The organism is Paenibacillus piri (genome assembly GCF_004354045.1).
GTDB lineage: Bacteria > Bacillota > Bacilli > Paenibacillales > NBRC-103111 > Paenibacillus_S > Paenibacillus_S piri.
In genome coordinates this window covers 71,351-96,848 of sequence record NZ_SMRT01000004.1, presented here as the reverse complement: position 1 = coordinate 96,848, position 25,498 = coordinate 71,351, and the positions used below count along the sequence as shown (strand labels likewise).

The following is a 25,498-nucleotide window of genomic DNA, read 5'->3' as shown; positions in this document are numbered from 1 at the left end:
CATGCCATCTTACGAAGCCGCTCTATATCCATTGGAATTCAAAGTTAACGGCGAGCAGCGATCGATTCGGGTAAGAGCTGCGGAAACGCTATTATACGTGCTGCGGGATTATCTCGGGCTGACAGGAAGCAAATCCGGTTGCGACAATGGCGATTGCGGCACTTGTACGATTTTAGTAAACGGGCTGCCCGTCAAATCATGCCTTATGCTCGCCGTGGAAGCCGACGGACAGCCTGTAACAACGATCGAAGGTTTAAGAAATTCGCCGGTACAGCAAGCTTTTGCTCACTACCAAGCGTTTCAATGCGGATATTGCACGCCAGGGTTTATTGTAAACTGTCACGGGTTGTTGAATGCTCATCCGGATGCGAATAAGAAAACGATTCGGTTATGGTTGGAATCCAACATTTGCAGGTGCATGTCCTACGAAGAAATTGATGATGCGGTGAAGGCTGTATTTATAGCGAGAACCGATGCGATACCAACATCCTCCGAGAGTGAGGGTACGGGTTTGATAATAAATCAAGACTCTATGAAAAAGGCGGACTTTTGAAATCTTGAATGATTTGTTCGGCGTTCGTATATAAGGCAAGCGGGTACTGATAGTTTTCGATATCGGAAGGCGCTTTAATATGCAAGGCAAAAGCAGACGGGTCGAAGGCGTTTGCGTTCGGATCATCCAGCATTTTTTTCCACTCCTTTACCAGTTCCGCTATTTTATTTAAATGATCCGCCCAAATCCGTTGATCCTCTTTCGTAAAAAAGCTGCTGCCGGACCATTTTGTAAAAATTCGCACCATGTCGGTAAGATTCGCGTAGCCTGACCGGAGTTGATCCAATTGCCGGGTCAGTTGATTCAACGCATTGCGTTTTTTGTGAGCGAGCGGATTGTAGTTCAAGCTTTGATCCGCTTTTTCCGCTTCGGTAGTCGCCTGATGAAGCTCTTGGAACAAGGTTTGCAGCTCAGTCTGTATAGTCTGGGCTTCATTCGCGGCGCAGCCGTGCTCTACCCATTTTGCTGCGTTATCAAATTGATTGGATAGATGATCCGCGAATCGGATCGTCTTTTTTTTTGCTTTATGAATGGAATCGGGCGGGAAAATCAGTATTTGGATCAGTACCGCGACGGCAGCGCCGATAACGGTATCGCGGATGCGATCAAGCGGATAGCTGGGCATCTTGCTTTGAAAGTACAACACCAATAAAATGCTGAGCGCGACCTGGATCATCATAGCATGATCCAATTTCAACCGGGCGACAATGACGGCCCCTACAAAGAGCAGCAGCCCGATGCTCCAACCGCTTAAGCCGACATAGGGCGCTATGATCGCAGTGAAAAGGACGCCTGCAATCGTACCTATGACGCGCTGCCATGCAAACTTCATAGATTTGCTGACCGTCATTTGGATGGACAAGATGACTGTAAGCGGGGACAAGTAGGGATGGTTGGAGCCAGCCCATTTCGCGATTTCCCATGACAGCGCTGCGGCTATCGGAATTTTCCATACAACCGCATTCGTATTGATGAAAGAGATGATTTTACTTTTCAATTCGGTTTAACCCCATTTTATAATCGGTTTAGGTTATTGTTGCCATTTTCGGAAGCTATTAAACGGTGATAGCGAATCGGATTGAGGAAGACGCCCCCGGTATTATACATGGCAAAATGTTTTGGACAAGATGCCGTTCGTCATGGCTTGCTCTGGTACAAACGCCCATAAAATGGGCGTTTGACTTAGTAACAAATGCGGAGATGCTCCATAGATTGTAAGTATGTTTTAAACAGTTCAAATTCCTTCACGACAGTATCAGCTGCCAAACAAAATTAACTGGAGGTTTTTTACAATGAATGAATTCCAAAACGATCTTCAACAATTGAGCGTTTCCGAGTTGCAAACCGGCGAGATGACACCATGGAACCAACAAGGCCAGTACCCGGCTGGTCAGTTTCCGATTGGCGTTAACCCGGCTGATCCGTCGCGGCTGTGCGTTGGCTTCGGAATCGGTTTTTGTGCCGGCTTTTGCAGCGGCTTTTGCGGCGGCACTTGCGGCGGTTTTTGCAGCGGCTTTTGCGCCGGCTTTTGCGGCGGCTTCTGCAGTCGCTGCGGCGGCTTCTGCGGAGGGCATCGCTGCGGCGGTTTCTGCGGGCATCGCTGCCGTTAATCCCGTCATTACCGGTTGCGGCAAAAACCAGCATCAAGTTAGCGGAGAATGTTCGCCCCTGTACGGCCATTGGCTGTCGGGGGCATTTCTCTTTCATTGCCTGCCAGGCATGAGGGACGAAATATCGTACATATGATAATGATGAATAAATGTAACGACGAGGTAACCTGCATGAGTGAGGAGGAACGAAATGACAAATTTAACCTCTGCTGCGCGTCCGAAAGTAAAGGAAGACACGTTTTTTCTCCCTGTTCCGAACGACAGTGTGTACTTCCGGAATAACGTAGGCACTTTCCGTATGGAAGGAGAGATGATCGACCGGTGGATCGAAAAACTGGTTCCGATGTTCAATGGGGCATATACGTTGGCGGATTTGACGGCCGGACTGTCGGACCCGCACCGGAATCGTGTGTATGAAATCGCGGATGTGCTGTTACAAAAGGGCTTTGTTCGGGATGTAAGTCAAGACCGTCCGCATCAATTGACGAACGAAATTATCCAAAAGTACGCTGCACAAATAGCTTTTTTAGAAAGCTTCGGCGATTCCGGCGCATACCGGTTTCAGTGTTACCGGCAGACCGGCGTATTAGCGGTCGGGTCGGGTCCGTTTTTCGTTGCGTTAGTTTCCGCATTAATGGAATCCGGCTTGCCTAAGCTTCACATGCTGATAACGGATTGTGCGCCGACGAACCGCGAGCGGCTGGCGGAATTGGCTGAGCATGCCCGCCGCACGGATCCGGAGGTGGAGCTCAAAGAAATCATTATGGGAAAAGAAGGAGCAGACGGCTGGAAGGACGTTGTGCAGCCGTTCCAATCGATTCTGTATGCGGCTCAAGACGGCGATATGGAGGGGTTCCGGCTTCTTCACGCAGTCTGCAAAGCGGAGAACAAAATGCTGCTGCCGGCCATGTGCCTGCATCAGACCGGAATGGCAGGCCCTGTTATACATCCGGAGTCTGAGGGATGCTGGGAATCGGCATGGCGCCGGGTCCACCAGACAGCCGTTTATAAAGATCCGGAGCAGCATGTTTTCTCCTCCACGGCGGGAGCGATGCTGGCGAATGTGATCGTGTTCGAGCTGTTTAAGTCGGCTGCCGGACAATCCGGGCAAAGAAACTCGTTTTTTCTGCTGGACCTGGAAACGTTGGAAGGAGGCTGGCATCCATTCATGCCGCATCCTTTGGTTCGCGGATTTGAGACAGCCCAAACGGCTGAATTATCGAAGCTGCGCCTTGACGGGAGCGAAGCGGACAAAAGCGCATCCAACGGTTTGCTGACTTATTTAAACCGTTTGACTTCGGCACAATCGGGGATTCTCCATATTTGGGAAGAGGGGGACTTGAGGCAGCTGCCGCTCTCCCAGTGCCGCGTTCAGGCGGCCGATCCGTTATCGGAGGGTCCCGCCGGCTTGCTGCCGGAGCTGATTTGCACAGGGCTGACGCATGAGGAAGCGCGGCGGGAAGCGGGTCTGGCCGGGATAGAAGCATATGCTTCACGATTGGCCGACAGGCTTGTGCGCACGAAAGAAATTATCGGAGTCGGTGCAGGGGAAACGGCAGCGGAAGGGATTTTACGCGGATTGCAGGCCAATTTGGCCGAGCGGCTGGCCGTACAGCAGAAGGTACGGCAGCAGACGGTCGCTCGGGTACATTTAAGCAGAGTGGAAGATGAACGATGCCGGTATTATTTACAGGCTTTGTCCGTCATGAGGGGAGTGCCGATGATCGGCTTGGGAGAGCAAGTGTCGGGATTTCCTACCGTATGGGTCGGTGCAGGCGATAGCTGGTATGGCAGTATCGGCTTGAATAGGACTACAGCGTTGCAAAGAGCGCTGAAAGCTGCGCTGCAGGAGGCGCAAAATCATTCCCGATCCCGCGCGGCCCAGGTGCTGAAGGCTTCGTCCGTACGTCTCGGAAACGAAGCCGCGGTCGACCTTGTAATCCCTTCAAATGAAGGAATCGCACAATCGGCTGCTTTGCAGGACGCATTACAGATTTTGAAAAACAACGGCGAACAGCTCTTTGTTGTCGATCTGGCCGTAGAACCGTTTTTGAAAGAGGAGCTCAAAGGAGTATTCGGCGTACTGCTGCGAGAGGGGGAGTCCCGATGAACATAGAGGTGGCTATTATCGGAGAGGGCGGGTTGGCGGATCTTGTAGGCGGAGAGCTGTCCGCCCTGTGCCGGATTGTGCGTCTGAGTGATTTTAAGGGAGGCGTCCCGGAATCTGCCGATTTCGCCTTGGTGCTGCACGATGCATGGCAGCCATCCGTTCATCGGGAAGCGGAAGAGCTGCTCCGGGCAGCGGGCATTCCATGGCTGCGAGGCTTCGTTGCATTCGGTGAAGGTGTGATCGGTCCGTTGGTTCGACCGGGCATGTCCGGGTGTACGCAATGCGCCGACACCCGGCGGCTTTTGGCGGGACGCGACCGCAAGGAAACGTGGATGCTGGAGCAGCGTCTGGCGGAGGCCGGAGGGATTTCGCATGACGCATGGGCTTCGCGCACAGGCTTAATACAGATGGCACAACTGCTCGTGAAGGAGTCGCTGGAGATACTGCGGGGCAGCCGCCCCCGTTCGGAAGAACGGATGTTTTTCATGGATATGAAAACATTGCAGTGCACAAGCCACTTCTTTTTGCCGGATCCGCAATGTCCGGTCTGCAGCCGGTTGCCTGACGATACGCCGGCAAGGGCTCGCATTTCACTGCAACCGAGTCCCAAGATCAGCGGGAAAAGCTACCGCTGCCGCTCGCTGGACGATCTTGCGGACTTTCTGGTCGAACAGTATCTGGATTATAAGACCGGTTTCTTGAATGGAAAAATGGTTGATCTCGTGTCACCCTTTGCCGATGTGAGTGTAAATCTTCCGATGTTTGACCAGGACGAGGTAACGGCAGGCCGAACGCATTCCTATACGGAAAGCGAACTGACCGCTATTATGGAGGGCTTGGAAAGATACTGCGGCATGGCGCCGCGCGGCAAAAGGATGATGGTCCGCGACAGTTACAGCAATTTGGCCGATCATGCCCTTCATCCTGAATCGGTAGGCTTGTACGCCAAGGAACAGTATGAGCAGCCCGACTTTCCGTTCAGGCCATTTCATCCTGACGAACCGATCGATTGGGTTTGGGGCTATTCGTTTGAGCGGGAAAGCCCGATTTTGGTTCCGCAGCAACTTGCCTATTACAGCTCGAGCTGCGGACAAGGATTTGTCTATGAAACGTCCAACGGCTGCGCGTTGGGCGGAAGCCTGGAGGAGGCCATTTTTTACGGCATCATGGAAGTCGTGGAACGGGATGCATTCCTCATGACCTGGTATGCGCAGCTGTCGCTTCCGCGGCTTGATCCTTATTCTGCCGGCGATCAGGAGCTCGAACTCATGGTCAATCGTTTGCAGGCGGTGGCGGGATTTGAAGTGCTTTTGTATAACGCGACGATGGAAAATGGAATCCCAAGTGTTTGGGCGATGGCCAAAAACTTGAAATCAAATGGAGTCAACCTCATTTGCGCTGCAGGAGCGCATCCCGATCCGGTTCGCGCCGCGAAAAGCGCGGTTCATGAATTATCGGGGATGACGCTGACGCTTGACGGGAAGTTCGAAGCAAATCGGGAGCGGTATATGCAAATGTTCCACGACCCGTCTCTGGTGCATGGGATGGAGGATCACTCGATGCTTTACAGCTTGCCGGAAGCAGAGGAGCGCCTGCAATTTCTGCTGGAGGAAAACCGGCCTCTCCGGGCGTTTCATGAGCAATTCAACCGGTCACCGGCGCATCCGGACCTGACCGATGACCTGAAGGATGTCCTTCAGGCGTTCCTCCGATTGAATCTCGATGTAATCGTGGTGGATCAGACGACTCCGGAATTGCAACGAAACGAATTGTATTGTGTAAAGGTGCTGATTCCCGGGATGCTGCCGATGACGTTCGGCCATCATCTTGCCCGGGTGACAGGGCTGGAGAGGGTGTTGGAGGTACCTGCGAAACTCGGATATGCGAAGCAGCCGCTGCGTCCGGAACAACTCAATCCGCATCCGCATCCGTTCCCATAATAATGGCTGAGGAGGGATAAGGATGCGTCTGGAAAATTTTTTGCGCAGTCTCCATGCGGATACTAACGAGTCCAGACCGCCGGATTGGGAAGTCGACTGGGATGACGCGCCGCTTGCTTATAAGCTTTACCGCAGCTTGCCGGTCATTCCTTTATCGCCGGAAATTCCGTTGTCGCTGATTGGATACGAATCGCGGGCCAATCCCGACCTGTCAACGATCGGCCATATACTCTGGCATGCGTATGGCCTTTCCCGACTGAGCCAGTACCCTGCGGTCAGCTCCATAAACCAGACGGCGGAACCGGTGCAGATGTACAGGCGTTTTGTCCCTTCCGGCGGCGGATTGTATCCGAACGAGCTGTATGTATATTTGAAGACGACGGATGCGCCTGCCGGAGTCTACCATTATGATGCGGCGCATCATCGGCTTATATTGCTTCGCGAAGGAAATTTTGATTCCTATCTGATCCGGGCGCTCGGCAACCGATGCGATGTATCGGGTTGTTTTGGAATCGTGTTTGTTTCAGTTATGTTTTGGAAAAATTTTTATAAATACAATAACTTTGCCTATCGATTGCAAGGATTGGATACCGGCGTACTGATCGGTCAATTGCTTGAACTGTCAAAACGGTTCGGCTGCGAGTCTGGCATGCACTTTCAGTTTCTTGATCGGGCGGTCAACCATCTGCTCGGGGTATCCGATCGGGAGGAAAGTGTGTATGCGGCGATTCCGCTTTCGGCGGAGCCCGCGATATACAGGTCTTATAACGGAATATATGGAGATAGAGATTTCGCATCAGTTGATTTATGCCGGGAACTGCCGGTCGTTCGGCATGACCACTACGTGCGGTCGCAAAAAGTGAAGGATTACGCGATGCTGATCAAGATGAACGAAGCGTCCATGCTGGCTTCAACAGACTCGTTTCGACACGCCGGGGCGGTGAAACATGCAGAAAGCGGGGTACACGCGGTATTCATGCCCCGTGTAGAGCGGCTGTCCTACGATCTGGCATCGATTTGCCGAAAGCGATATTCGCCCGAGTCGGATTTCGTATTGAACAAGGTGACGCAGCAGGAAGCGGCGGCTCTGTTGCAAGAGGCGACGGCTTCCTTATCCTATTACAACGATTTAAGAAGCCCCCATGATAAGCCTGGATCTCTTATGTCCTTGTACGGTTGTTTGTATAACGTTGAGGGCATTCCCGACGGCGCTTACCGCTATGACAGCACGGCCCATTTATTGCGCCGGATAGTACCTGGAGACCATCGGCTGCGCCTGCAGCGGGGAATGTCCATGGACAACGTCAATCTGTTTCAAGTGCCGCTCTGCCTGCATGTGGCTGGCGACAAGGACTATTACCGATCGGTATTCGGGTACAGGGGTTACCGTATTCAGCAGATGGAAGCGGGGATACTTGTACAACGGTTGCTGTTGGCGGCATCCGCCATCGGAATGGGAGGACGGCCATTGCTCGGATTTAATCCGGTTATTAGCGATGAGCTATACAAATTGACTGAGCAAGGAAAAACGAGTCTGATTCAAATCCCGATCGGTTACTATCGCCAGCGTCCTCGTTTGGAAGGGGGCTTGCACAGCTAGCCCGTTCAAGCAGTCCGGATAGGACGGAGTTGACTGGAGATGACGGCATAATCGGGCGCTTCACGGCGTGTTTAGCCCAAAGGAGGATAACGGGATGTCTTATCAGAGAGAAGGGGTGCTGGCGGTCGGTTCCGGTCCAATCTTGATCTCGCTGACTAAAGCATGGTATGAATCCGGTGAATCCAAGATCACCGTATATGTAACGAACAAGCAGCCTACAGATGCGGGGGAGTTCAAGAAGCTTTTGGAACAAGCTCTTCCCGGCGATCCGGAGGCCTCTCTGGATATTCTTGTTACAACAGGAGACGGGAAGGAGAATTGGGAGGCTATCGTTCGATCGTTCTCATTTATTTTGTATGTTTCCCAACATGGCGACCTGGAAGAATTGCAGAAGCTTCAGGCCGCTTGCATTGCAGAAAAAAAGCCGCTGCTCCCTGCTATGGGCTTAAGAGGGCTAGGTATTGCCGGACCGCTGATTCATCCGGATAGTGACGGACGCTGGGAATCGGCATGGCGGCGCGTGCATTCATCCGTCTTTCCAAATGATAGAGGGACGCAAGCGTTATCCGAAATAGCCGCGTCCGTGCTGTCGAATCTTATCGTGTATGAATGGAACAAAGTCGTGTCGGGAAAAAATGAAGCGGATTGCAATAATCAATGTTATATTCTGGACCCGCTCACACTGGAGGGAAGCTGGCATCCGTTCCTGCCTCATCCAATCGTATCCGGGCATGAACCTGTCCGCACGGTAACGGAGCTGGAGCTTGCACTTGAAACAAACCAGGAGCCTGCGGACACGGAGGCATGGTTTTCTTATTTCAGTGGGCTGACCTCTGCAGTGTCAGGTATTTTCCATAAGTGGGAAGAGGATGAATTGAACCAGCTCCCATTGTCGCAATGTCTCGTACAGCCCGCAGACCCGCTGTCGGAAGGGCCAACGCAGCTTTTGCCGGTTATCGTTCGCGGCGGTTTGACGCATTTAGAGGCGCGATGGGAGTCGGGGCTCGCGGGACTTGAAGCTTATATTGAACGCATGAAGCCGCTGCTTGTTTCCGGGCTTGCCTCATATCGGCCGGAGGATATCCGCATCGGAGCGGGGGGCAGCCTCGCCGAGGCGGTTGGTCGGGGGCTGATAGCCAGCTTAACGGAAGAGTTGAGTAATCGGATTCTGCACGATGAGCTGGTTGTCTCACGCATGGAATATACTCGAATCGAAGATACCCATTGCCGGTTTTATTTGAACGCCTTAAGTATTTTGGAAGGCGAACCTTTAATTGCAGTCGGAGAGCCGATATTCGGACTCCCGGCAGCTTGGGTTCGTTCGGGTGCCTCTTGGTACGGCAGTGTGGGCCTTGGCTTGACACACGCGCTTCGCCAATCGCTGCAAAAAGCCTTGATGAAAACTGAAGAAGCCCTGATTTCTTCTGTGAATTGGAACGATCATAAGCCGCAAAAAGTCTCAATATCCGCTTGTCATCCAGTCTGGCACGCCTCTTGGCTGCAGTCTGCGGTTCACTCATTGAAGCAGCATCGTAAACGACTGGAGATCATTGATTTGCGGTGCGAATCGTTCCTGAAGGAAGGACCGGTCGGGATATTCGGCGTACGGCTCAGAGAGGAGGAATCGCCATGAATACCGTTGTTGTCGTTGGAGAGGGCATGTTCGCGGATACGGTGTGCATGCATTTATCGGGGTTCCCGGTCGTACGCAGACCGGATTTCAGCGAACAATTGCCGGCCGCAGACCTTGTATTGGTACTGGGAGGGAGCTCCTCTACTCATCTTCAAGCGGAGGAAATTTTGCGGCCGCTCGGCATATCTTGGCTGTGCGCCTATGTATCCGACGGAGAAGGCGTGGTGGGGCCGCTGGTTCGTCCCGGGTCGGCCGGCTGCTCTCAATGTGCGGAATCCCGGCGCTCCATGGCGGGAAGCGGTGGCAAAGGGATGGACGATCTGCTCACCAGCCTGGTGTTCCCGGATCAATCGCCTCAGCCGGCTGCCGAGTTACCTCCCGCGGGATTGCGGCATATGGCGCACATTCTCTCGGCTGAGACGGCTCGTGTAATTCGAGGCGATAAAGCGCATTCCGAAGGCTGCATCTATTTGATTAATCTTGATAATTTGAGTACCACAATCCACTACTGCCTGCCGGTCCCGATTTGTACCGTTTGCGGGCAGCTGCCGGATGATTCGCGGGAAGCGGCCGAAATATCGTTACGGCCATGCAGGAAGCTGGACAGGAACCATTACCGCAGCAGGTCGATGAGTGAATTGCAGCAGGTTCTCGTTAAGGATTATTTGGACAGCCGGACCGGGCTCTTCAATGATAAGCAGTCGGACTCCATGTCGATCTTTGCCGGGGCAGCCGTGAATCTTCCATTGCTCATGACAAATGAAGTGACGGGAGGCCGTTCGCATTCGTATGCGCACAGCCAGTTAGCCGCCATACTGGAGGGGTTGGAACGGAATTGCGGCATCGCGCCCCGGGGAAAGCGTACGGTCGTGTTCGACAGTTATTCGTGTTTGAAGGATACCGCGATAGATCCTGTGAAGGTGGGGTTCCATTCGCAGACGCAGCTTGAACAGCCGGACTTTCCATTTGTGCCGTTTGACCCCGATTCCAAAATGTCCTGGGTGTGGGGATACTCGTTTCTGCAGGAACGCCCGATTCTGGTTCCGGAGCTGCTAGCGTATTACAGCTTGGCCTATGGAGGGGGCTTTGTTTATGAGACGTCCAACGGCTGTGCGGTAGGGGGGAGTCTGGAGGAAGCGATCTTGTACGGTATTTTGGAGGTGGTCGAACGGGATTCTTTCTTAATGACCTGGTATGCCGGATTGCCCGTTCCGCGGCTCGACTATCGCTCTTCGGGAGACAAGGAGCTGCTTGTGATGATCGAACGCATAAAGGCCGTATCGGGATACGAAGTGAATCTGTACAATACGACGATGGAAAACGGAATCCCCAGCATCTGGGCAGTGGCGAAGGGCGGGGCAGATCAGGGCGCGAATCTCGTCTGTGCCGCCGGAGCCCATCTCGACCCGACCCAGGCGGCCAAGAGCGCCATACATGAGCTGGCGGGTATGATTCCGGTGGCCGAAGAACGATTGAGAACGCGCCGAGACGAAGCCGAAGCTATGTTCCATGATTCATTCCTGGTGGAACATATGGACGATCACTCTCTACTGTACAGCTTGCCGCAATCGGAGGAAAGGCTCCGTTTTTTGCTGGATGAACAGCGTCCTCTCCGGAAATTCGACGAAGCGTTCGATTTCGTTTCGGCACATGATGATTTGACGGACGATCTTAGGCAGGTTCTTCAAGCGTTTCGCAGCCTGCAGCTGGATGTTATTATTATCGATCAATCATCAAGCGAGACGCTCCGCAATGGGTTGTACTGCGTAAAAGTGTTGATTCCGGGCATGCTGCCGATGACGTTCGGTCACGTATATAACCGGTTGACCGGTCTCGACAGGTTGCTGGAGGTACCCATGAAGCTCGGTTATGCAAATCGCAAGCTGACACCCGAGGAGCTTAATCCGTATCCGCATCCGTTTCCATAAAAACAGAAAGGCGTATAGATGTATTAGCAGAATCCGCGCATTGCGCGGTTTTTTTTGTTTAGGAAATTATGCGCAGCAAATTTCTATGGATAACCGGGGGCTCCCCCAAAAGTAAGGTCAAGAGTTACTTGCACTCTTGACGAAACCCGGTGAATACGGGTTAGCGGAATTGGCTTCGGAGCTTCACGTCACTTTTGGGGGACTTTGTTTCGTTTGAAAGCAGGCAGGTTCCATTTCTATAAATAGGTGTTGACTTGGAGTCGACTCCAGCGTGTAGAATGATGAAAAAAAGGTGGCGATGAGAAAGAAGCATTCATCCGGGCAGGATGTTGACGCTATTTTTTGAACGAAAATTTTAAATTATTAGATTTACGAGGAGGCTGCAATATGAAAATTGCTTCTATTGGCTCAGGAAATATGGGTGGAACATTGGGGAGACGATGGGCTGCGCAAGGACATCAAGTGATGTTCGGCTCGCGCGACCCGCAAAGCGATAAAATACGGAATTTGCTGCAAGCAGCCGGGACGAATGCTCAAGCGGGAACGGTGCGGGAAGCAGTTGCCTTTGGCGAGGTTATCCTTCTGGCCGTTCTGCCGTCAGATGTTGAACGGATCCTGGAAGAAACGGGGGATCTGAACAATAAAATCCTCATTAATTGCACAAACCGCCTTGATGGAAAATCGGCGGATTTGGAAGTGCTCCGACTGGCCCAAAATGCCCGCGTTGTTCGAGCTTTTAATACGCTTGCATGGGAAGTAATAGCAAACCCGCAATATGGTCCGATGAGCGCAACCGCGTTTCTAAGCGGCGACGATTCCGAAGCCAAGGAAGTCGTCACCCGGTTAATTAGCGAGATCGGTCTTGATCCGGTCGACGTGGGGGGCTCTGCCAACATGGAGAAAATTGAAACAGCGATGGGTACGCTTTGGGGCATATTTTCCCCACAATTTGGACGTGATTACAGTTTGCGAATATTGAGACGGGAAGCAGACACCGGAGACCGGTAATGTTATTGCTGTCCGTCCGGCATGAACACGGAGTCCCCATATGCGTACGGATAGCCTTGATACGGTGACTGTCGATTAACTGCGAAAACTAGGAGTGGAAAGTGAAAAGATTGCCTTCCGCTACTATACACAACGAATCGACACTCTCATACGGGCCGCTATTTGTAATCAATGATTCCTTTTTAAATGCACATTAGGTATAATTTACTAAAAATGGTTTATGAGGGGATGCGGGAGGGGGAAGCCTCCTCCTTGTTCATACCGGGGAGGTTAAGATATGATGCCTATTTATGAAGAAGTGGATTGCTTGGGCTTTCATGGGCAGCTGGTGCGTAACGACAGTATTGAAATAACGGTTGTTCCCGAGATCGGGGGGCGCATTATGGAGTTCGGTCCGATTGGGACGAACCTGCTTTTTGTCAATGAGGGGTTGCACGGGTTTAAGCCCAAAAGCGATAAGAGACAAGCGGTCTCATTGGCGGAGAGCCGAAAATCGATAGGCTTTTTGTTATATGGCGGAGAAAAAACATGGCTTGCCCCTCAAGCGGACTGGGATGGGCCCCCGTATGCCGAATTGGATCACGGCGTATACGATTGTGTGATGGTGCCGACTTCCGAAGGTACGGAAATCCAACTGATCAGCCCAATCTGCCAAGAGACGCAATTACAGATCGTACGCCGCATTCGGATACCTCATGAAGGCAGGAGAATCCGCATCCGGCAGGAGGTCGTCAACCGGGGAAACCGTGTTCAGCACAAAGGTATATGGCAGGTCACCATGCTCCGCAAACCTGGAATCGTTCATCTTCAGACGGCAGGAACCTCCCGCTATGAAAAAGGAGTTCATTATTTTGATTCAACTCAAACAGAGCTCGGACTGGTCGAATATGACAAGGAACTGGCGCTTGTTCACTGCGACGGAACGACGCAATTCAAAGTGGGAACCGATATCAACAACGGTTTCGTGGATACTTGGCTCCCGGGTCAATCTCCCGAAAGTCCTCCAATCTTATTCAGGAAATCATTCGGCATGACGCGCGGGCCTTACGGTCACGGCTGCGCCGTCGAAGTGTTTCAATCGTCAGCATTTCCTTATTTCGAAGTCGAGGTGCATGCTCCGCTCACGGAACTTGGACCAGATGAGTCGGCACATGATGAGGTCGTCTGGGAGCTTCTGTAATCGGGACAAATATTGCCGAGCTGCGCACAAATTCCATAGTGAAAGCAATCGCCAGCCGCCGCTTGTCCACAGCTTGCAGCAACGATATGGGGGATGGAAGCATGCAAGGATAAACGGCTTCGCCGTCCTGCGGGACGAGCGCGTTTGTCAAGGTTGTGCGAAGCTAAGTATAAAATCTTATACTTGCTATTCAACCGAAAAAGACAGGCGCATACAGCACCTGTCTTTCGAACTTGATGTGTTTATAATTTGCCTATGAAACGTGGCGTTATCATACAGCTTAATTTTTCTGCTCCCACCACTTGAGATATGCGAACGGATCTATGGAATGCCATGACGGAGTCGTGCTGTAAATGCCGAAGTGCAAATGCGGTTCAAACAAACCTTGTGTGCCCTCCGGGCCATAGCCTGTGCTGCCGACATATCCGATGAGCTGGCCTTTTTTAATTTTAGACCCCTTACCGATACCTCCGGCGTAGCCGTTCAGATGAGCGTAATAAAATTGGGTCGTATCGTCAACCCGTACCGTGATTCGCCATCCCCCGAGATCATTCCACCCGAAATTAACGATTTCACCGTCCAAAACACTATAGATCGGCGTACCCTTGTCAGCCATAATATCGACGCCTTCGTGCTGGCGGATTTCATCTCCGTTTTCGGACCAATAACGCTCTGCAGCATAATTATTTGTGATTGGCTGCGTATAGGTTCCTTTTTTTAACGGGAATTGTCCGTCTGCAAATTTGGCGGGTTGTGCCGCTGATGCTGAGGGTGCAGCCGCAGCCGCTCCGAATTTATCCGGGATCGTAACGGATAATCCGTTCCAAATGTTATTCGGATTGCTGATTTGCGGGTTTGCGGCGATCAAATCTGCCAATGCAACGCCTTGCTTGCGGCTAATATCCCACATGGACTCTCCGTTTTGAACCTTATAAGGGGTAGTCCCGGGAACTTGAAGCTGTTGCCCCGGATAGATCCACTCCGATGTGAGTTGATTAACTTGTATGAGTTTGCTTGCGGTAGTGCCGTAGGTTTGGGAAATTTTCCACAGGGTGTCTCCGGATTTTACGGTGTAGACCGCTGCTTCCGCGGAACCTGCAAACAACATTATGCCTGCTGTCAGCATGGCAAGTCCGGCTGTATAACGTTTCTTCAAATCTATCAGCTCCTGTTGGTATAATATAAATCTATGTAGACTATTTAATGATAGCGAAACTGTGCCCGGTCGTGAACCGGGAAATAATGGGGATTATCGGTATCGTTAAGAAATAATTAAGATTTCGCCTGACATTCTGTTAAGATTCGGAAGCTATACTGAGCACTATAGCAGATTGAAGTTAAGCAACGGCTGCATGTACATAAATCCGATACGCATTGCAGCGATATGGACATAGGCGCGGGCGGCCTGTTCATATTTTGATTGTAATTACATAGCCGGCTTGTTACGTTTATGGATGTACATGTATGTGAGTTCCGTCCTTTTCAGCGCTAATATCGCTAGACCACAATTTTACAGGAGGGCTGCCGCAAGATGGCACAATCTACGATACTCCTTGTCGATGACGAGAAGGAAATCATCGATATGCTGGAAATCTATTTGAAAAATGAAGGGTACAGGCTGCTCCGGGCGTCCGATGGGGAACAAGCGCTCCAGGTGCTTCATAAGGAGGAGGTAGATTTGATCGTTCTTGACATCATGATGCCGAAGATGGGCGGGATCGAGGCTTGTCTCAAAATCCGGGAGCAAAAAAATATGCCTATCATCATGCTCTCCGCCAAGAGTCAGGATATGGATAAAATCTGGGGCCTGTCCTCCGGGGCGGACGACTATTTAAGCAAGCCTTTTAACCCGCTGGAGCTGATTGCGCGAATCAAGTCCCAGCTTCGCCGCTACACAAGCCTCAATGTGCCGCGGACGAATAAGGATCACGAGCTTGAAGTCGATGAGCTGACAATCAATACGTTGACGTACGAAGTAAAGCTTCAAGGCCGGGAAGTAAAGCTTACGCCGCGGGAGTTCGCTATTCTTGAGCTTCTGGCCCGCAACCGGGGGACGGTATGGAGTATCGAGAAAATTTACGAGGCGGTATGGAAAGAGACGTTTTTTGACTCCGATAATACGGTCATGGTTCATATCCGCAAAATCCGGGAGAAAATCGAGCAAAATCCGCGCAAACCGAAGTTTATCAAAACCGTATGGGGGGTTGGCTACAAAGTTGATTAGAGATTACGAACGGAACCTGTCTTCCAGGTTGAACCGGTTTCCATTTACCTGGTTCCCGTTTAACCTTTTCGTTAAGTTGATTCTATGGGGACGAAAGCTGTACTTCATGATAATGAAGCCTATGACCCGGAGCATCCGGCTGCAGCTCATATTGACCTTCTGCATTTGTTTGTTAGCCTCATCGCTCACTTATGCAATCAGCTACAGCATGTTCGGTGAATATCGCCGTGAGGCCGTTATCGACTATCAATACGGCATTGAACGGATCGACGACGAAGCGCGCAGCCTGGTTCGGGAATTGGACAGCCTGTCGTCCCGTCAGGAAGGAGTGCCTGATTATGAGAGCTCTGCTCTTGCGCGAAGACTGTCCGATTTTGAACAACACGTCAAACGAATCGCCAACGATCAGAAATACAAGGTGTTTATAACCGATCAGGAAGGAAAGGTCATCTTCCGCAGCAGCAATGCGGCGGAAACGAATGTCGATATTCATAGTGTCATCAGCAATGCGATGAACGCCCGAACGGATCGTGACTATAGCAGGAAGGAATTTTCCAGCTTTTATCCGGTTAACTATAACGGGCAAAAATCATATCTGCTTGTATCCGCTATTCCGGAACCGCACATTACGTATCGGAAGGGCGATAGCCCAATGTCAATTCTTGGCGCCGTCATATTGTTTATTTTTTTATTCTACTTTTTGACACAGAGGAAAATGCGGTACGTGGAGGAGCTGGCGGGCGGCCTGCGCATCATCGCTACAGGCAATCTTAATTACCGTGTGATCGAGCGCAGCAATGACGAGCTCGGCTCCCTGGCCCGGGATATGAACCTGATGGTGGAGGACTTGCAGCGGAGGATCGAAGAAGAACGGCGTAACGAACGTTTGAAGAGCGAGTTGATCACCAATGTCTCGCATGATTTACGCACGCCGCTCACCCTTATTATGGGTTACCTCCGGCTCTTGCATGACAAGGGCTACGAAACACCGGAGCAGGCGGCCGGTTACGTAAGCATCGCTTACAATAAATCGGAGAAGCTGAAGCAGCTCATCGAGGACCTGTTCGAGTATACAAAGCTGTCCAATCGCGATGTGCCGCTGTACAAAGAAGGCATCCCGATCAACGACGTATTGGATCAGCTTCTGGAGGAATTTGTTACATTGGCCGGGGAGCAGCAGTTGACCATCAACCGCAAAATTCCAAAGGAGAAGCTGCTCGTACGCATTGATGTGGATAAGATGATCCGGGTATTCGAGAATCTGCTCGCCAACGCGATCAAGTATAGTCTGAAGCCGGGCGCAATTACCGTCCAAGTGGCACGGGATCACCGGCATGTTATGATCCAGTTCAGCAATCGGTCGGAAATGCTGGCTGACGATGAGCTGCAGCAGTTGTTCGAGCGCTTTTACCGAGTCGACGCCTCCCGCTCCTCAAGCAGCGGAGGTTCGGGTTTGGGCTTAGCTATCGCCAAAAGCATCGTGGAGTCGCATGACGGCACCATCTGGGCTGAGCAGGATAGCGGTCAGCTTCATTTTTACGTGAAATTGAAGCTCGCGGCGGCAGGAGTATGACCCATTGCTCGAAAAAAGGGGGATTGACGGATTTGAAACGATGGATAGTAGGTCTGATGATGCTCAGTCTGGCAGGCTTAACAGGATGTTCGCGGCCCATAGATTTTAGTGGAACAAGCGCATTCTGGAGCGTCGACTGCTCTGTTAATCCGTCCTCTAATATGAAAGCTTTTGCGATAAAATATATAGGTAAAGGAAATCAGCCTGTATCGAAGGTTCATTATTCCTTTGAGAACAGCAACAATTTTCAAAACGAAGGAAAAAGCGATACGCAATCCACAAATCTGAGGATAAGCGGCAAGTCTACTCTTGTTACGCCGTATGTGGATGAAGCCGGTTTTACCCTTCGTATTCAATGGAACGAGAAAGAGGAGACAATAACCGTAGCGAAAAAATAAGTTTCTCATATGCCAAAAACAAGTACGGGATAGCAGCAGCCTTCCCGTACTTGGAGGGAACAGGACCTATTTAACCTTTTCCTTAAAGTTGATATTGTCCCGGATATTGATCTCGAACGTAATATCATGCTGCATCTCCGGGTACCATTTATCCTTCCATTCTCTCATCTGCTGTTCGGACATCCGCGGTCGAAAAAGCTGCCCGTTTCCAAGGACGTCTGCCTTCAACAGGCGAAGCTTTTTGGAGATGGCTGCAGCGCGCTTTTCAAGCAAGTTCTTGATATCTTTCGCGATTTCTTCATTTGGTTTATCCCTTTTGCTTTCGGTAATCGATACATCCAATTTGACGATACTGCGTAATTTCGGTCCCGAAGAAATCCATTCCGTCCGGTTACGAACGGAAGCTTTTTTAATAATGAGGCTTGTATCTTTGGCTATTTCAATCGTTCCTTCTGTGTATCTTTCCTGGAAAATGTTGTTCATCAGCGTTTCATCCGGGGAAAGCGATCCGACCATCCGATCCCGCCTCATAATGGCCGATCCTTTGAAGTCGAACAAAGTAGTCGTACCTGCAGTGAGCAGTGGAATGGCGAAGTCTTCCGTATACGAATGAGCGCTTCTGTATGCTTCCCAAATCCGATTAATGGATACATTCGGCGTCCAACCGGCTTCTTCGCTGAAGTAGTCATAGGATGACACCTCCGGAGTCGGTTTGATTTGATGATGCAGCGTTTTTTCGAAATCTCCCGTAACGATAGCCACCATGCCTTTGATGGAAATATCATTGACACGTACGGCATAGTCCATAATTTCTTTAATCCCTTTCTCAGCCGTTTTCCGGCTTATCAAGAACAACCTCAAGTGAATCAGATCCACACTTTTTTCCGCCTTCGTACGGATAATATCGACAGCTTTGCTTATAGAGCTCGATTCTCCTTCCAAAAATAACGTCTCCCCCTTAACAGTCGGTACTTGGAGGATGATCCTGTAGGTTTCGTTGTCTTTCTTATCAACTCCCATAACTACAGGCAAATAACGCTTGTTAATATCCTTGAAATCCCAACAGCCGCTCAATATGGCAACAAAAAAAATAAAAATTAGCAGGCGAGCCACAGTACGAAGCATCAAGCATTTTGCCTCCTTCGCCATAAACTTGACACAAAGGTTGCCACTGGAATCATGACAATACTATATATGGAAAACAAAGCATTTATCGAATCCAGGTTATTTAACGTATGCAAATTCGGGATCATTAAACTTAGAGCATACACGGCAACTCCAATAATAGGTAAAAGCCATTTATCATGAACAGGAAAGATGACTTTCCGAATCAAGAGGGTGATCATCCAGCAGATGACCGAAGCTTCAATAACGCTAAGCGCACTGGATGAAACGATGAAAAAAGTGGGGAGCCAATCGAACACAACCCATTCCAGGTCGATGGTATCCGACGCAATGAGGGTAGGGTGCTCCAGAAGTACGACCGTTTCTTGTCCGAATATGAGAAGAGGTACGTAAACGATTGCAATGTTAAAAATAGTTAGCAATGCCAGTACGGGCCATATCTCCCGTATAGTTATCGATTTATTATTTAAGGACGCCATTCCCAGAAACAAAAAGCCGGCATGCGTCAACATGCTTACGTAAAAGGACGGTTTGGACACGAAAGATAGAGTAGGATCCCACAACGGAAAAACATTATGGATGTCAAAGTTCTTAAAACTAATCAGCAATGAAAAAAGGACAAACGGTATAAAGAGGATAAAAGTGGCTACGCTCATCCGGGCGATCGCCGAAATTCCTTTAAGCGCTGCATAAAAGGGCAGGATCATATAGATCAGAGTCGTAGCCCATAATGATGTTTGGGGAAGCAGAATGATGCTAATATCGGTAATTTGATGACGAACCAGCAGGATCAAACGAGAGAAAAGAAATAAAATAACGGGCAGGAGAATCAATATGGAACCCCATTTCCCCGCCATTCCTCTTATGATTTCCACCAAATCTTTTCCCTTGGAAAGGGATAAGCCCTTAAGATACAGCCAAATAAGTATGAGCTCTATAAGACTGCCGGCTAATATGGGCTCCCAATGCCCTTTGGATGTCGACTCCATAATTTTGACCGCGTAGAAAGAAAGAGCAGTCGCAAGGTGAATTTGTAGAAACAAAATGTAGATCATCCGTTTACTCATAGGAAGCTTTTCCTTTCAAGCTAAGACTCAAATAGGGGATTGATGACGAATTGAGACTCGCCAAATACATGCAAAACCATATGATAGCCGCCTCCAGTCCGAATATACCGAACATCGTACTGAGTAATAAAGTGACATATTTAAATATTCGGACTCCAATCGTGTTGATGTACCCCGACATCGTAAAATTGGCGATCGTTGAAGTAGCCAAAATGATGATCAGCAAGTTGCTGACCAGGTGGGCTTGCACGATAGCTTGTCCGAGTATGATACCGCCGACCATCGTGATCGTGGGGCCGATATTTTTGGGAAGACGTATGGTTGCCTCTATGACCATTTCCATTAAGATGAGCATGAGACATACTTCGACGATTGAAGGATATGGAACGCCCTCCCTGCTCTGGGCTACGGAAATTGCCAATTGAATCCGGAGGAGCTCGGGATTCACGGCGTTTAGGACGATATATAATCCGGGCGTAACGATAGCAAAAATGATTCCTACAATTCGGATGAAGCGATAAAAAAATCTATTTAGTGTCGGATTGTTCAAATCCGATTTGAGTGACCATAAATCTTTAATAATGGCCGGGAATGCCAAGGCGAAGGGAAATTGATCCATCAAAATAACGACTTTGCCGTCAAGCAGGTTCTGGGCCGCCTCCCCGGGAAGCTCCGTAGATATATAGGTTGGAACCAGGGATATCCTGGGCTGATCCAGCATCTTCAACAAATCCTCAACGTTATTTAGTTCGTTGGATATGTTAGTGTGCAGCTTTTGTTTAATAAATTCGACTACCTGATGATTAGCTTCACCCTTTACGTAAATGAAGGCGACTTTCCTCCGGGTGTTTGAGCCTGCTCTAAAGTAATCGACCTCCACGTCTTGTCTTACTATTTTTTTGCGAATTAAACCGATATTTCTATTGAGATCCTCTGTAAAAGAGTCGAACGCTACTTGAATCGGCTGTTCATTTTGAGGCTGCATGATTTGGCGGCTGACCTGCAGCTGTACCGGGCTTAATACGATCGGTTTGTCACAGTCCGATTGACGTAAGATCACTTTCCCCTCAAGCAAAGAAACGATGGCTTCATCCGACGATGGATCTGCTTGCGTTGACTCCACCAGCAATTGTTCCATGATCGCAATCGTTTCTGACAGGTTGACCAGCGATTTTAAATAGTAAAGCGTCGATAGTTGACCCGAAGCGGATATTGTAGTGAACGCAAAGTCGGCATTGGCTTTCAGATCGTCTATGAGCTTTCGTTCCCAATCCGGTTTCATCGAATCGTTCATTGAAATCACCCCCTTCCATAGATTGCATCAAATACCAAACGAATATGTATTAGATATAATGGCGCCAATCTAGTGCAAAGGACTGAATGCGGTACCGCTTAAAGGGCAGGGAGAAGTGTTTATTAAAGGAAAATGCAATTCGTTATCGAATTAATTTTAAGATGGACTGGAAACCGATCTTATATCAATACAGCATGCGGACAAAAAGCTCAGGACTCATCTATAGAAAAACCAACAATCGTTACGAATAGAGACAGGACATTCCCCAATGATTTTGATGCACTGGTTGACGCTTTTCGCAGACGCGATCCGTATGCTATTTATCGGGCATACATAGGTTTAACCAAGGAAGAGATTCAGCTTACTCAGCTTCAGACAATAGGTGCGCTGTTGCACTTCACATTCAGAGACCCCGACGGCAATTTGTTCAGAATCGTTTCAAAATAAATAATATTCGCTTGTTTGATTTTGTTCCGTATTTCCGTTTCTTAGATTGAAGGGATCAACAATGGAAGGGATGATCAGAATGTCTGGAAGTTCGAATGAGTTTCAGGGAAATGCAATAAAGGCTGTTTGTTCGATATATGTGCCAGTGAGGAACCCGATAATGTCAGCTCAATGGTGGCAGCAACATTTTGGATTGGGATTCGCGGTGCCGTTCAATCCTGCGGAGGCTCAAGCGATTATGAAGCTTTCCGATGGACAATGGCTGCATTTGGTCGAAACCGGTGGTCAAGTCGATAACCAATTCCTTAACAAAGCCGGTTATGAAATGTTCAGGTTCACCTTCGAGGTAAGGGGAATAGAGGTACTGCATGACCGTCTGCAATCAAACGGCGTTAGGATCGAACAGCTTAAGGATCGCGACAGCTGCGGCATTAACTTCGTATTTTACGACCTGGATGGAAATAAGTTTGACGTAAACGAAGTTGTCAGCGTTCATCGTACGGCTGCAGAAGCAGATAAAGTGAAGGCTCATTTATTCAATCTTGCTTACCCGAAGTCCCAATAACGGCTGCTCCAACAGGCGGTGATGAAAAAGATGTCCAAATCGACGAACATGCTGTCCATTCTATGGCTGCTTCGGGCGGGTAGACGAAAGACGGCTCAGCAGCTCGCGGACGAGCTGGAAATCCATATCCGTACCGTATACCGCTGCATCGATTCCTTATGCGCCAGCGGCGTTCCCATCATCGCCGATTCGGGTCCGAACGGCGGATACCGGATATTGGACCATTTCACGGAATCGCCGCTTCTGTTCGACATGGAAGAACAGAAAGCGCTCGTACAAGCCGCGGCCTTCGCGCAAGAAGCCGGCTATCCGTTCAAGGAGGCGCTTACCCGGGCGGTTGACAAAATAAAGCGCTACACCAATGAGGAACAGCTTGACCGGATCGAACGCCATATGGATGGATTCTCGGTCATCCATCCGCCTGTCGAAGGACGGCAGCAGGAGCTGCTTCAGGTATTGGAGGAAGCAGCGGCCCAAGGCCAATCCGTGAAGATGGAATACGATAAGGGTAGGGGGGAAGCTCCCAGCATCAGAGTGTTCGATCCCTACGGTATCGTCCATTGGAAGGGCGCCTGGTACACCGTCGGCTTTTGCTGTCTTCGCGGTCAATTGCGCAGCTTCCGGACGGATCGCATCGTCCGGCTGGAAGAGACGGAACGACGCTTCGAACGCCCTAACGATTTCTCGGCGAAAGCGCATTTGATGCGCGAGTTGCTTCCCGATGCCCTTGATGCGGAATCGCTTACGCTGGTAAGAATTCAGGCGCACGAACATGTATTGGATCTGCTCAACCAGCATTGGCTGTTCGGTCATGCGCTCGTCGAATGCGACAACGGTCAAGCGGTGTATAGGATCGGGATGCCTTCCGTGCTGACGTACGTGCCGTACTTTCTTCTTCCTTACGGCAAGGCGCTGACCATTCTTGAGCCGGATATGCTGGTTGAGAGACTGGCGGACATCTGCGGCGTCCTGACCGAGCATTACCGGTCGATGAAATCGGGTTTGAACCCATAATCCCAAGTAAAGGATGTTTATCATGAGCAAATTTGCGATGTACGCGAAATTCAAAGCCCAGCCGGGTCAAAGAGATGCGCTGGCCCGGATCTTATTGGAGGCAGCAGAGCAATGCGAATCGGAGCAGGGCTGCGAGCTCTACATTGTCAACGCATCCGATGAGGACCCGGATATTATTTGGGTGACCGAGTTATGGAGCGATGCCGAAGCGCATGCCGAATCCCTGCGCAACGAGGATACTGTTGCTCTGATCGGGCGTGCCAGACCGCTGATCGCAGGTGTCGAACCGATCAAGCTGCGGCCGCTCGGAGGTAAGGGATTCCAATAAATGAATGCTGTTGCCCCGCAGGCTCATTTTGTTTTTTCTCAACATTGTTTGGCCGTTTGCAAACGAAGCACATTCGATTATGGTGTGCTTCGTTTTTGTTTTTACGAAAGAAATTCAATTGATGATGAGGAGACCGGAATGTAACGGATTGATGATTGTATTGTGACTTTTTGACGAAGTATTTCGTGATACGCGGCTGGTATTGTAGGGGTGGAGGAATTCAGAACATACGAAGGGAGATTATCTATGAGAATCGAGTGTCTCACCTATTGCGGCAGGATGATCTTGAAAGGGGGGAGCAGTTGATGGCGACTGTTCATAAAAAGAAGATCGGATGGGTGCTCGCCGGGCTGCTTCTCGGGATTTTGATGGCGGCGATGGATAATACCATAGTAGCAACCGCTATGGGTACGATTGTGGCGGATTTAGGAGGTTTCGACCATTTTGTCTGGGTGACCTCAGCCTATATGGTTACGATGATGGCGGGTACGCCGATATTCGGCAAATTATCCGATATGTACGGACGCAAAATATTTTTTATAACCGGATTAGCGCTGTTTATTGTGGGCTCCATCCTGTGCGCTGCTGCCCAAAGCATCGTTCAGTTAAGCATTTTCCGGGCTGTTCAAGGGATCGGGGGCGGCGCGATTCTGCCCATTGCCTTTACGATTATTTTCGATGTTTTTCCGCCCGAGAAGCGGGGGAAGGTAAGCGGACTATTCGGCGCCGTCTTCGGCGTGTCGAGCATTTTCGGTCCCTTGCTTGGCGCTTTCTTAACGGAGACGTTGAACTGGCGATGGGTTTTTTATATTAATCTTCCACTAGGCGTTCTTTCTCTATTGCTGATCGCTCTCTGCTATTACGAATCACAACAGCATGCGAAGCAAAAAATCGATTGGGCAGGCGCGATTACGCTCGTGACGGCCATAGTCAGTCTCCTGCTCGCACTCGAGCTAGGCGGCAATACTTATGATTGGAATTCAGGCATCGTCATCGGTCTATTCGCTGCTTTTCTTGTATCTCTGGCTCTCTTTTTACGGTTCGAAACGAAAGCGGCGGAGCCGATCATTTCGTTCGCAATGTTCAAGAACCGGCTGTTTGCAACCAGCAACCTCGCAGCGTTATTCATAGGAGTTACGTTTATTTCCGCTACCGTATATATTCCTATTTTCGTACAAGGGGTGCTGGGAGGCAGCGCGACGAATTCCGGGGGGATTTTGACGCCGATGATGCTGGGGTCGGTGGCGGGGAGCCAGGTCGGCGGATATCTGACAACTAAAACAAGCTACCGGAACATTATGCTCGGGGCAAGCCTGTTAATTGTTGCTGGGATCGGTTGGCTGGGCTTGCTTACGCCGGATACGACCCGGATGATACTCATATTAGGCATGATTTTGACCGGATTCGGCGTCGGGTTTTCATTTTCCGTGCTCAGCATGGCAGCGATTCATCCGTTCGAGATGTGGCAGCGAGGCTCCGCAACGTCTGCGAACCGTTTTATGATCTCGCTTGGCACTACGCTCGGCATTACCGGTTTCGGCATTATACAACGAAACTTTTTTACAGGCAGTATCGGTGGCAGCAGTGGAGAGGGTATTGCTTTGAACGGGGGCAACTGGGGGAGTGCAAACAACCTGCTTACCGCAGCAGGACGGGCGCAAATTCCACATGAGGTACTGGATAATATGGTTCGAGCGCTGTCATCGTCCATCGCCGACACCTTTTTATGGGCGTTGGTCCCGGCCGTACTGGCTGCAGCGACCATTTGCATGATGTCGAACGAACGCTTATCTATTCCCGTCAATACGACCATGAAGTCTTCCGGACGGCGTGCCAACCTTGACTAACGCGCGTCCTTTAAGGACAAGCGAAGCCGTTTATCATGCATCTGTTTATCAAAT

The 25,498-nt window shown here is 50.2% G+C and carries 21 protein-coding genes; 16 read left to right on the top strand and 5 right to left on the bottom strand.

Annotated elements, in window-relative coordinates; translation table 11 throughout:
* Nucleotide 1: 1 nt before the first annotated feature.
* Nucleotides 2-553, top strand: a complete 552-nt coding sequence (locus tag E1757_RS10910; RefSeq protein WP_133227710.1) for a (2Fe-2S)-binding protein — start codon at nucleotides 2-4, stop codon at nucleotides 551-553.
* Here the strand turns inward: E1757_RS10910 and E1757_RS10905 are convergent.
* The gene (locus tag E1757_RS10905) at nucleotides 531-1,550 is read right to left on the bottom strand and encodes an FUSC family protein (protein ID WP_133227708.1); all 1,020 of its coding nucleotides are present in this window, start codon (nucleotides 1,548-1,550) and stop codon (nucleotides 531-533) included. The two genes, E1757_RS10910 and E1757_RS10905, sit on opposite strands and share 23 nt — an antisense overlap.
* Nucleotides 1,551-1,845: 295 nt before the next feature.
* Here E1757_RS10905 and E1757_RS10900 point away from each other — a divergent pair, with 295 nt between their 5' ends.
* The 8 genes from E1757_RS10900 (at nucleotide 1,846) to E1757_RS10865 (ending at nucleotide 13,562) form a co-directional block, all read left to right on the top strand.
* A complete protein-coding gene (locus E1757_RS10900; RefSeq protein ID WP_133227706.1) occupies nucleotides 1,846-2,163 on the top strand; it encodes a heterocycloanthracin/sonorensin family bacteriocin in 318 nt (105 codons plus the stop codon).
* Nucleotides 2,164-2,353: 190 nt separating this feature from the next.
* Nucleotides 2,354-4,273 (top strand): putative thiazole-containing bacteriocin maturation protein, encoded by a 1,920-nt coding sequence (locus E1757_RS10895; RefSeq protein ID WP_133227704.1) that lies wholly within the window; start codon nucleotides 2,354-2,356, stop codon nucleotides 4,271-4,273.
* A complete protein-coding gene (locus E1757_RS10890; protein WP_133227702.1) occupies nucleotides 4,270-6,213 on the top strand; it encodes a TOMM precursor leader peptide-binding protein in 1,944 nt (647 codons plus the stop codon). The genes E1757_RS10895 and E1757_RS10890 overlap by 4 nt, the downstream gene beginning before the upstream one ends.
* Before the next feature lie 22 nt (nucleotides 6,214-6,235).
* On the top strand, nucleotides 6,236-7,813 hold the full coding sequence (locus E1757_RS10885) for a SagB family peptide dehydrogenase (protein WP_133227700.1): 1,578 nt from the start codon (nucleotides 6,236-6,238) through the stop codon (nucleotides 7,811-7,813).
* 94 nt (nucleotides 7,814-7,907) lie between these two features.
* Complete coding sequence (locus tag E1757_RS10880) at nucleotides 7,908-9,446, top strand: hypothetical protein (RefSeq protein WP_133227698.1); 1,539 nt, start codon at nucleotides 7,908-7,910, stop codon at nucleotides 9,444-9,446.
* Nucleotides 9,443-11,374: a TOMM precursor leader peptide-binding protein gene (locus E1757_RS10875; RefSeq protein WP_133227696.1), complete on the top strand. Its 1,932-nt coding sequence runs from the start codon at nucleotides 9,443-9,445 to the stop codon at nucleotides 11,372-11,374. Before E1757_RS10880 ends, E1757_RS10875 begins: the two co-directional genes overlap by 4 nt.
* Before the next feature lie 387 nt (nucleotides 11,375-11,761).
* Nucleotides 11,762-12,382: an NADPH-dependent F420 reductase gene (locus E1757_RS10870; RefSeq protein ID WP_133227694.1), complete on the top strand. Its 621-nt coding sequence runs from the start codon at nucleotides 11,762-11,764 to the stop codon at nucleotides 12,380-12,382.
* 277 nt (nucleotides 12,383-12,659) lie between these two features.
* Nucleotides 12,660-13,562 carry a hypothetical protein gene (locus tag E1757_RS10865; RefSeq protein ID WP_133227692.1) on the top strand — a complete coding sequence of 301 codons (903 nt, stop codon included), beginning with the start codon at nucleotides 12,660-12,662 and terminating at the stop codon, nucleotides 13,560-13,562.
* Between the two features lie 280 nt (nucleotides 13,563-13,842).
* On the opposite strand, the gene E1757_RS10860 is transcribed toward E1757_RS10865, so the two are convergent.
* Nucleotides 13,843-14,718 (bottom strand): M23 family metallopeptidase, encoded by an 876-nt coding sequence (locus E1757_RS10860; protein WP_133227690.1) that lies wholly within the window; start codon nucleotides 14,716-14,718, stop codon nucleotides 13,843-13,845.
* A 375-nt stretch (nucleotides 14,719-15,093) separates the two neighbouring features.
* Here E1757_RS10860 and E1757_RS10855 point away from each other — a divergent pair, with 375 nt between their 5' ends.
* The 3 genes from E1757_RS10855 (at nucleotide 15,094) to E1757_RS10845 (ending at nucleotide 17,757) form a co-directional block, all read left to right on the top strand.
* Nucleotides 15,094-15,786: a response regulator transcription factor gene (locus E1757_RS10855; protein WP_133227688.1), complete on the top strand. Its 693-nt coding sequence runs from the start codon at nucleotides 15,094-15,096 to the stop codon at nucleotides 15,784-15,786.
* Nucleotides 15,787-15,892: 106 nt separating this feature from the next.
* Complete coding sequence (locus tag E1757_RS10850; protein ID WP_133227686.1) at nucleotides 15,893-17,359, top strand: sensor histidine kinase; 1,467 nt, start codon at nucleotides 15,893-15,895, stop codon at nucleotides 17,357-17,359.
* Nucleotides 17,360-17,391: 32 nt separating this feature from the next.
* Nucleotides 17,392-17,757, top strand: coding sequence for a hypothetical protein (locus E1757_RS10845; RefSeq protein WP_133227684.1), 366 nt, complete (start codon nucleotides 17,392-17,394; stop codon nucleotides 17,755-17,757).
* A gap of 66 nt (nucleotides 17,758-17,823) precedes the next feature.
* Here E1757_RS10845 and E1757_RS10840 read toward each other — a convergent pair whose 3' ends face one another.
* The 3 genes from E1757_RS10840 to E1757_RS10830 are packed head-to-tail and all read right to left on the bottom strand — an operon-like array spanning nucleotide 17,824 to nucleotide 21,243.
* Nucleotides 17,824-18,882 (bottom strand): Ger(x)C family spore germination protein, encoded by a 1,059-nt coding sequence (locus E1757_RS10840; protein WP_246079163.1) that lies wholly within the window; start codon nucleotides 18,880-18,882, stop codon nucleotides 17,824-17,826.
* The gene (locus tag E1757_RS10835; protein WP_133227680.1) at nucleotides 18,882-19,949 is read right to left on the bottom strand and encodes a GerAB/ArcD/ProY family transporter; all 1,068 of its coding nucleotides are present in this window, start codon (nucleotides 19,947-19,949) and stop codon (nucleotides 18,882-18,884) included. Before E1757_RS10835 ends, E1757_RS10840 begins: the two co-directional genes overlap by 1 nt.
* Complete coding sequence (locus E1757_RS10830) at nucleotides 19,942-21,243, bottom strand: spore germination protein (protein ID WP_133227678.1); 1,302 nt, start codon at nucleotides 21,241-21,243, stop codon at nucleotides 19,942-19,944. The genes E1757_RS10835 and E1757_RS10830 overlap by 8 nt, the downstream gene beginning before the upstream one ends.
* Nucleotides 21,244-21,751: 508 nt before the next feature.
* Here E1757_RS10830 and E1757_RS10825 point away from each other — a divergent pair.
* From E1757_RS10825 to E1757_RS10810, 4 genes are all read left to right on the top strand, one after another.
* Entirely contained in the window at nucleotides 21,752-22,255 is a 504-nt protein-coding gene (locus E1757_RS10825; protein ID WP_246079134.1) for a VOC family protein, read from the top strand.
* Between the two features lie 30 nt (nucleotides 22,256-22,285).
* Complete coding sequence (locus E1757_RS10820; RefSeq protein WP_133227676.1) at nucleotides 22,286-23,269, top strand: helix-turn-helix transcriptional regulator; 984 nt, start codon at nucleotides 22,286-22,288, stop codon at nucleotides 23,267-23,269.
* A 22-nt stretch (nucleotides 23,270-23,291) separates the two neighbouring features.
* A complete protein-coding gene (locus tag E1757_RS10815; RefSeq protein WP_133227674.1) occupies nucleotides 23,292-23,597 on the top strand; it encodes a putative quinol monooxygenase in 306 nt (101 codons plus the stop codon).
* Nucleotides 23,598-23,902: 305 nt separating this feature from the next.
* The gene (locus E1757_RS10810; protein ID WP_133227672.1) at nucleotides 23,903-25,444 is read left to right on the top strand and encodes an MDR family MFS transporter; all 1,542 of its coding nucleotides are present in this window, start codon (nucleotides 23,903-23,905) and stop codon (nucleotides 25,442-25,444) included.
* The last annotated feature ends 54 nt before the right edge of the window (nucleotides 25,445-25,498 follow it).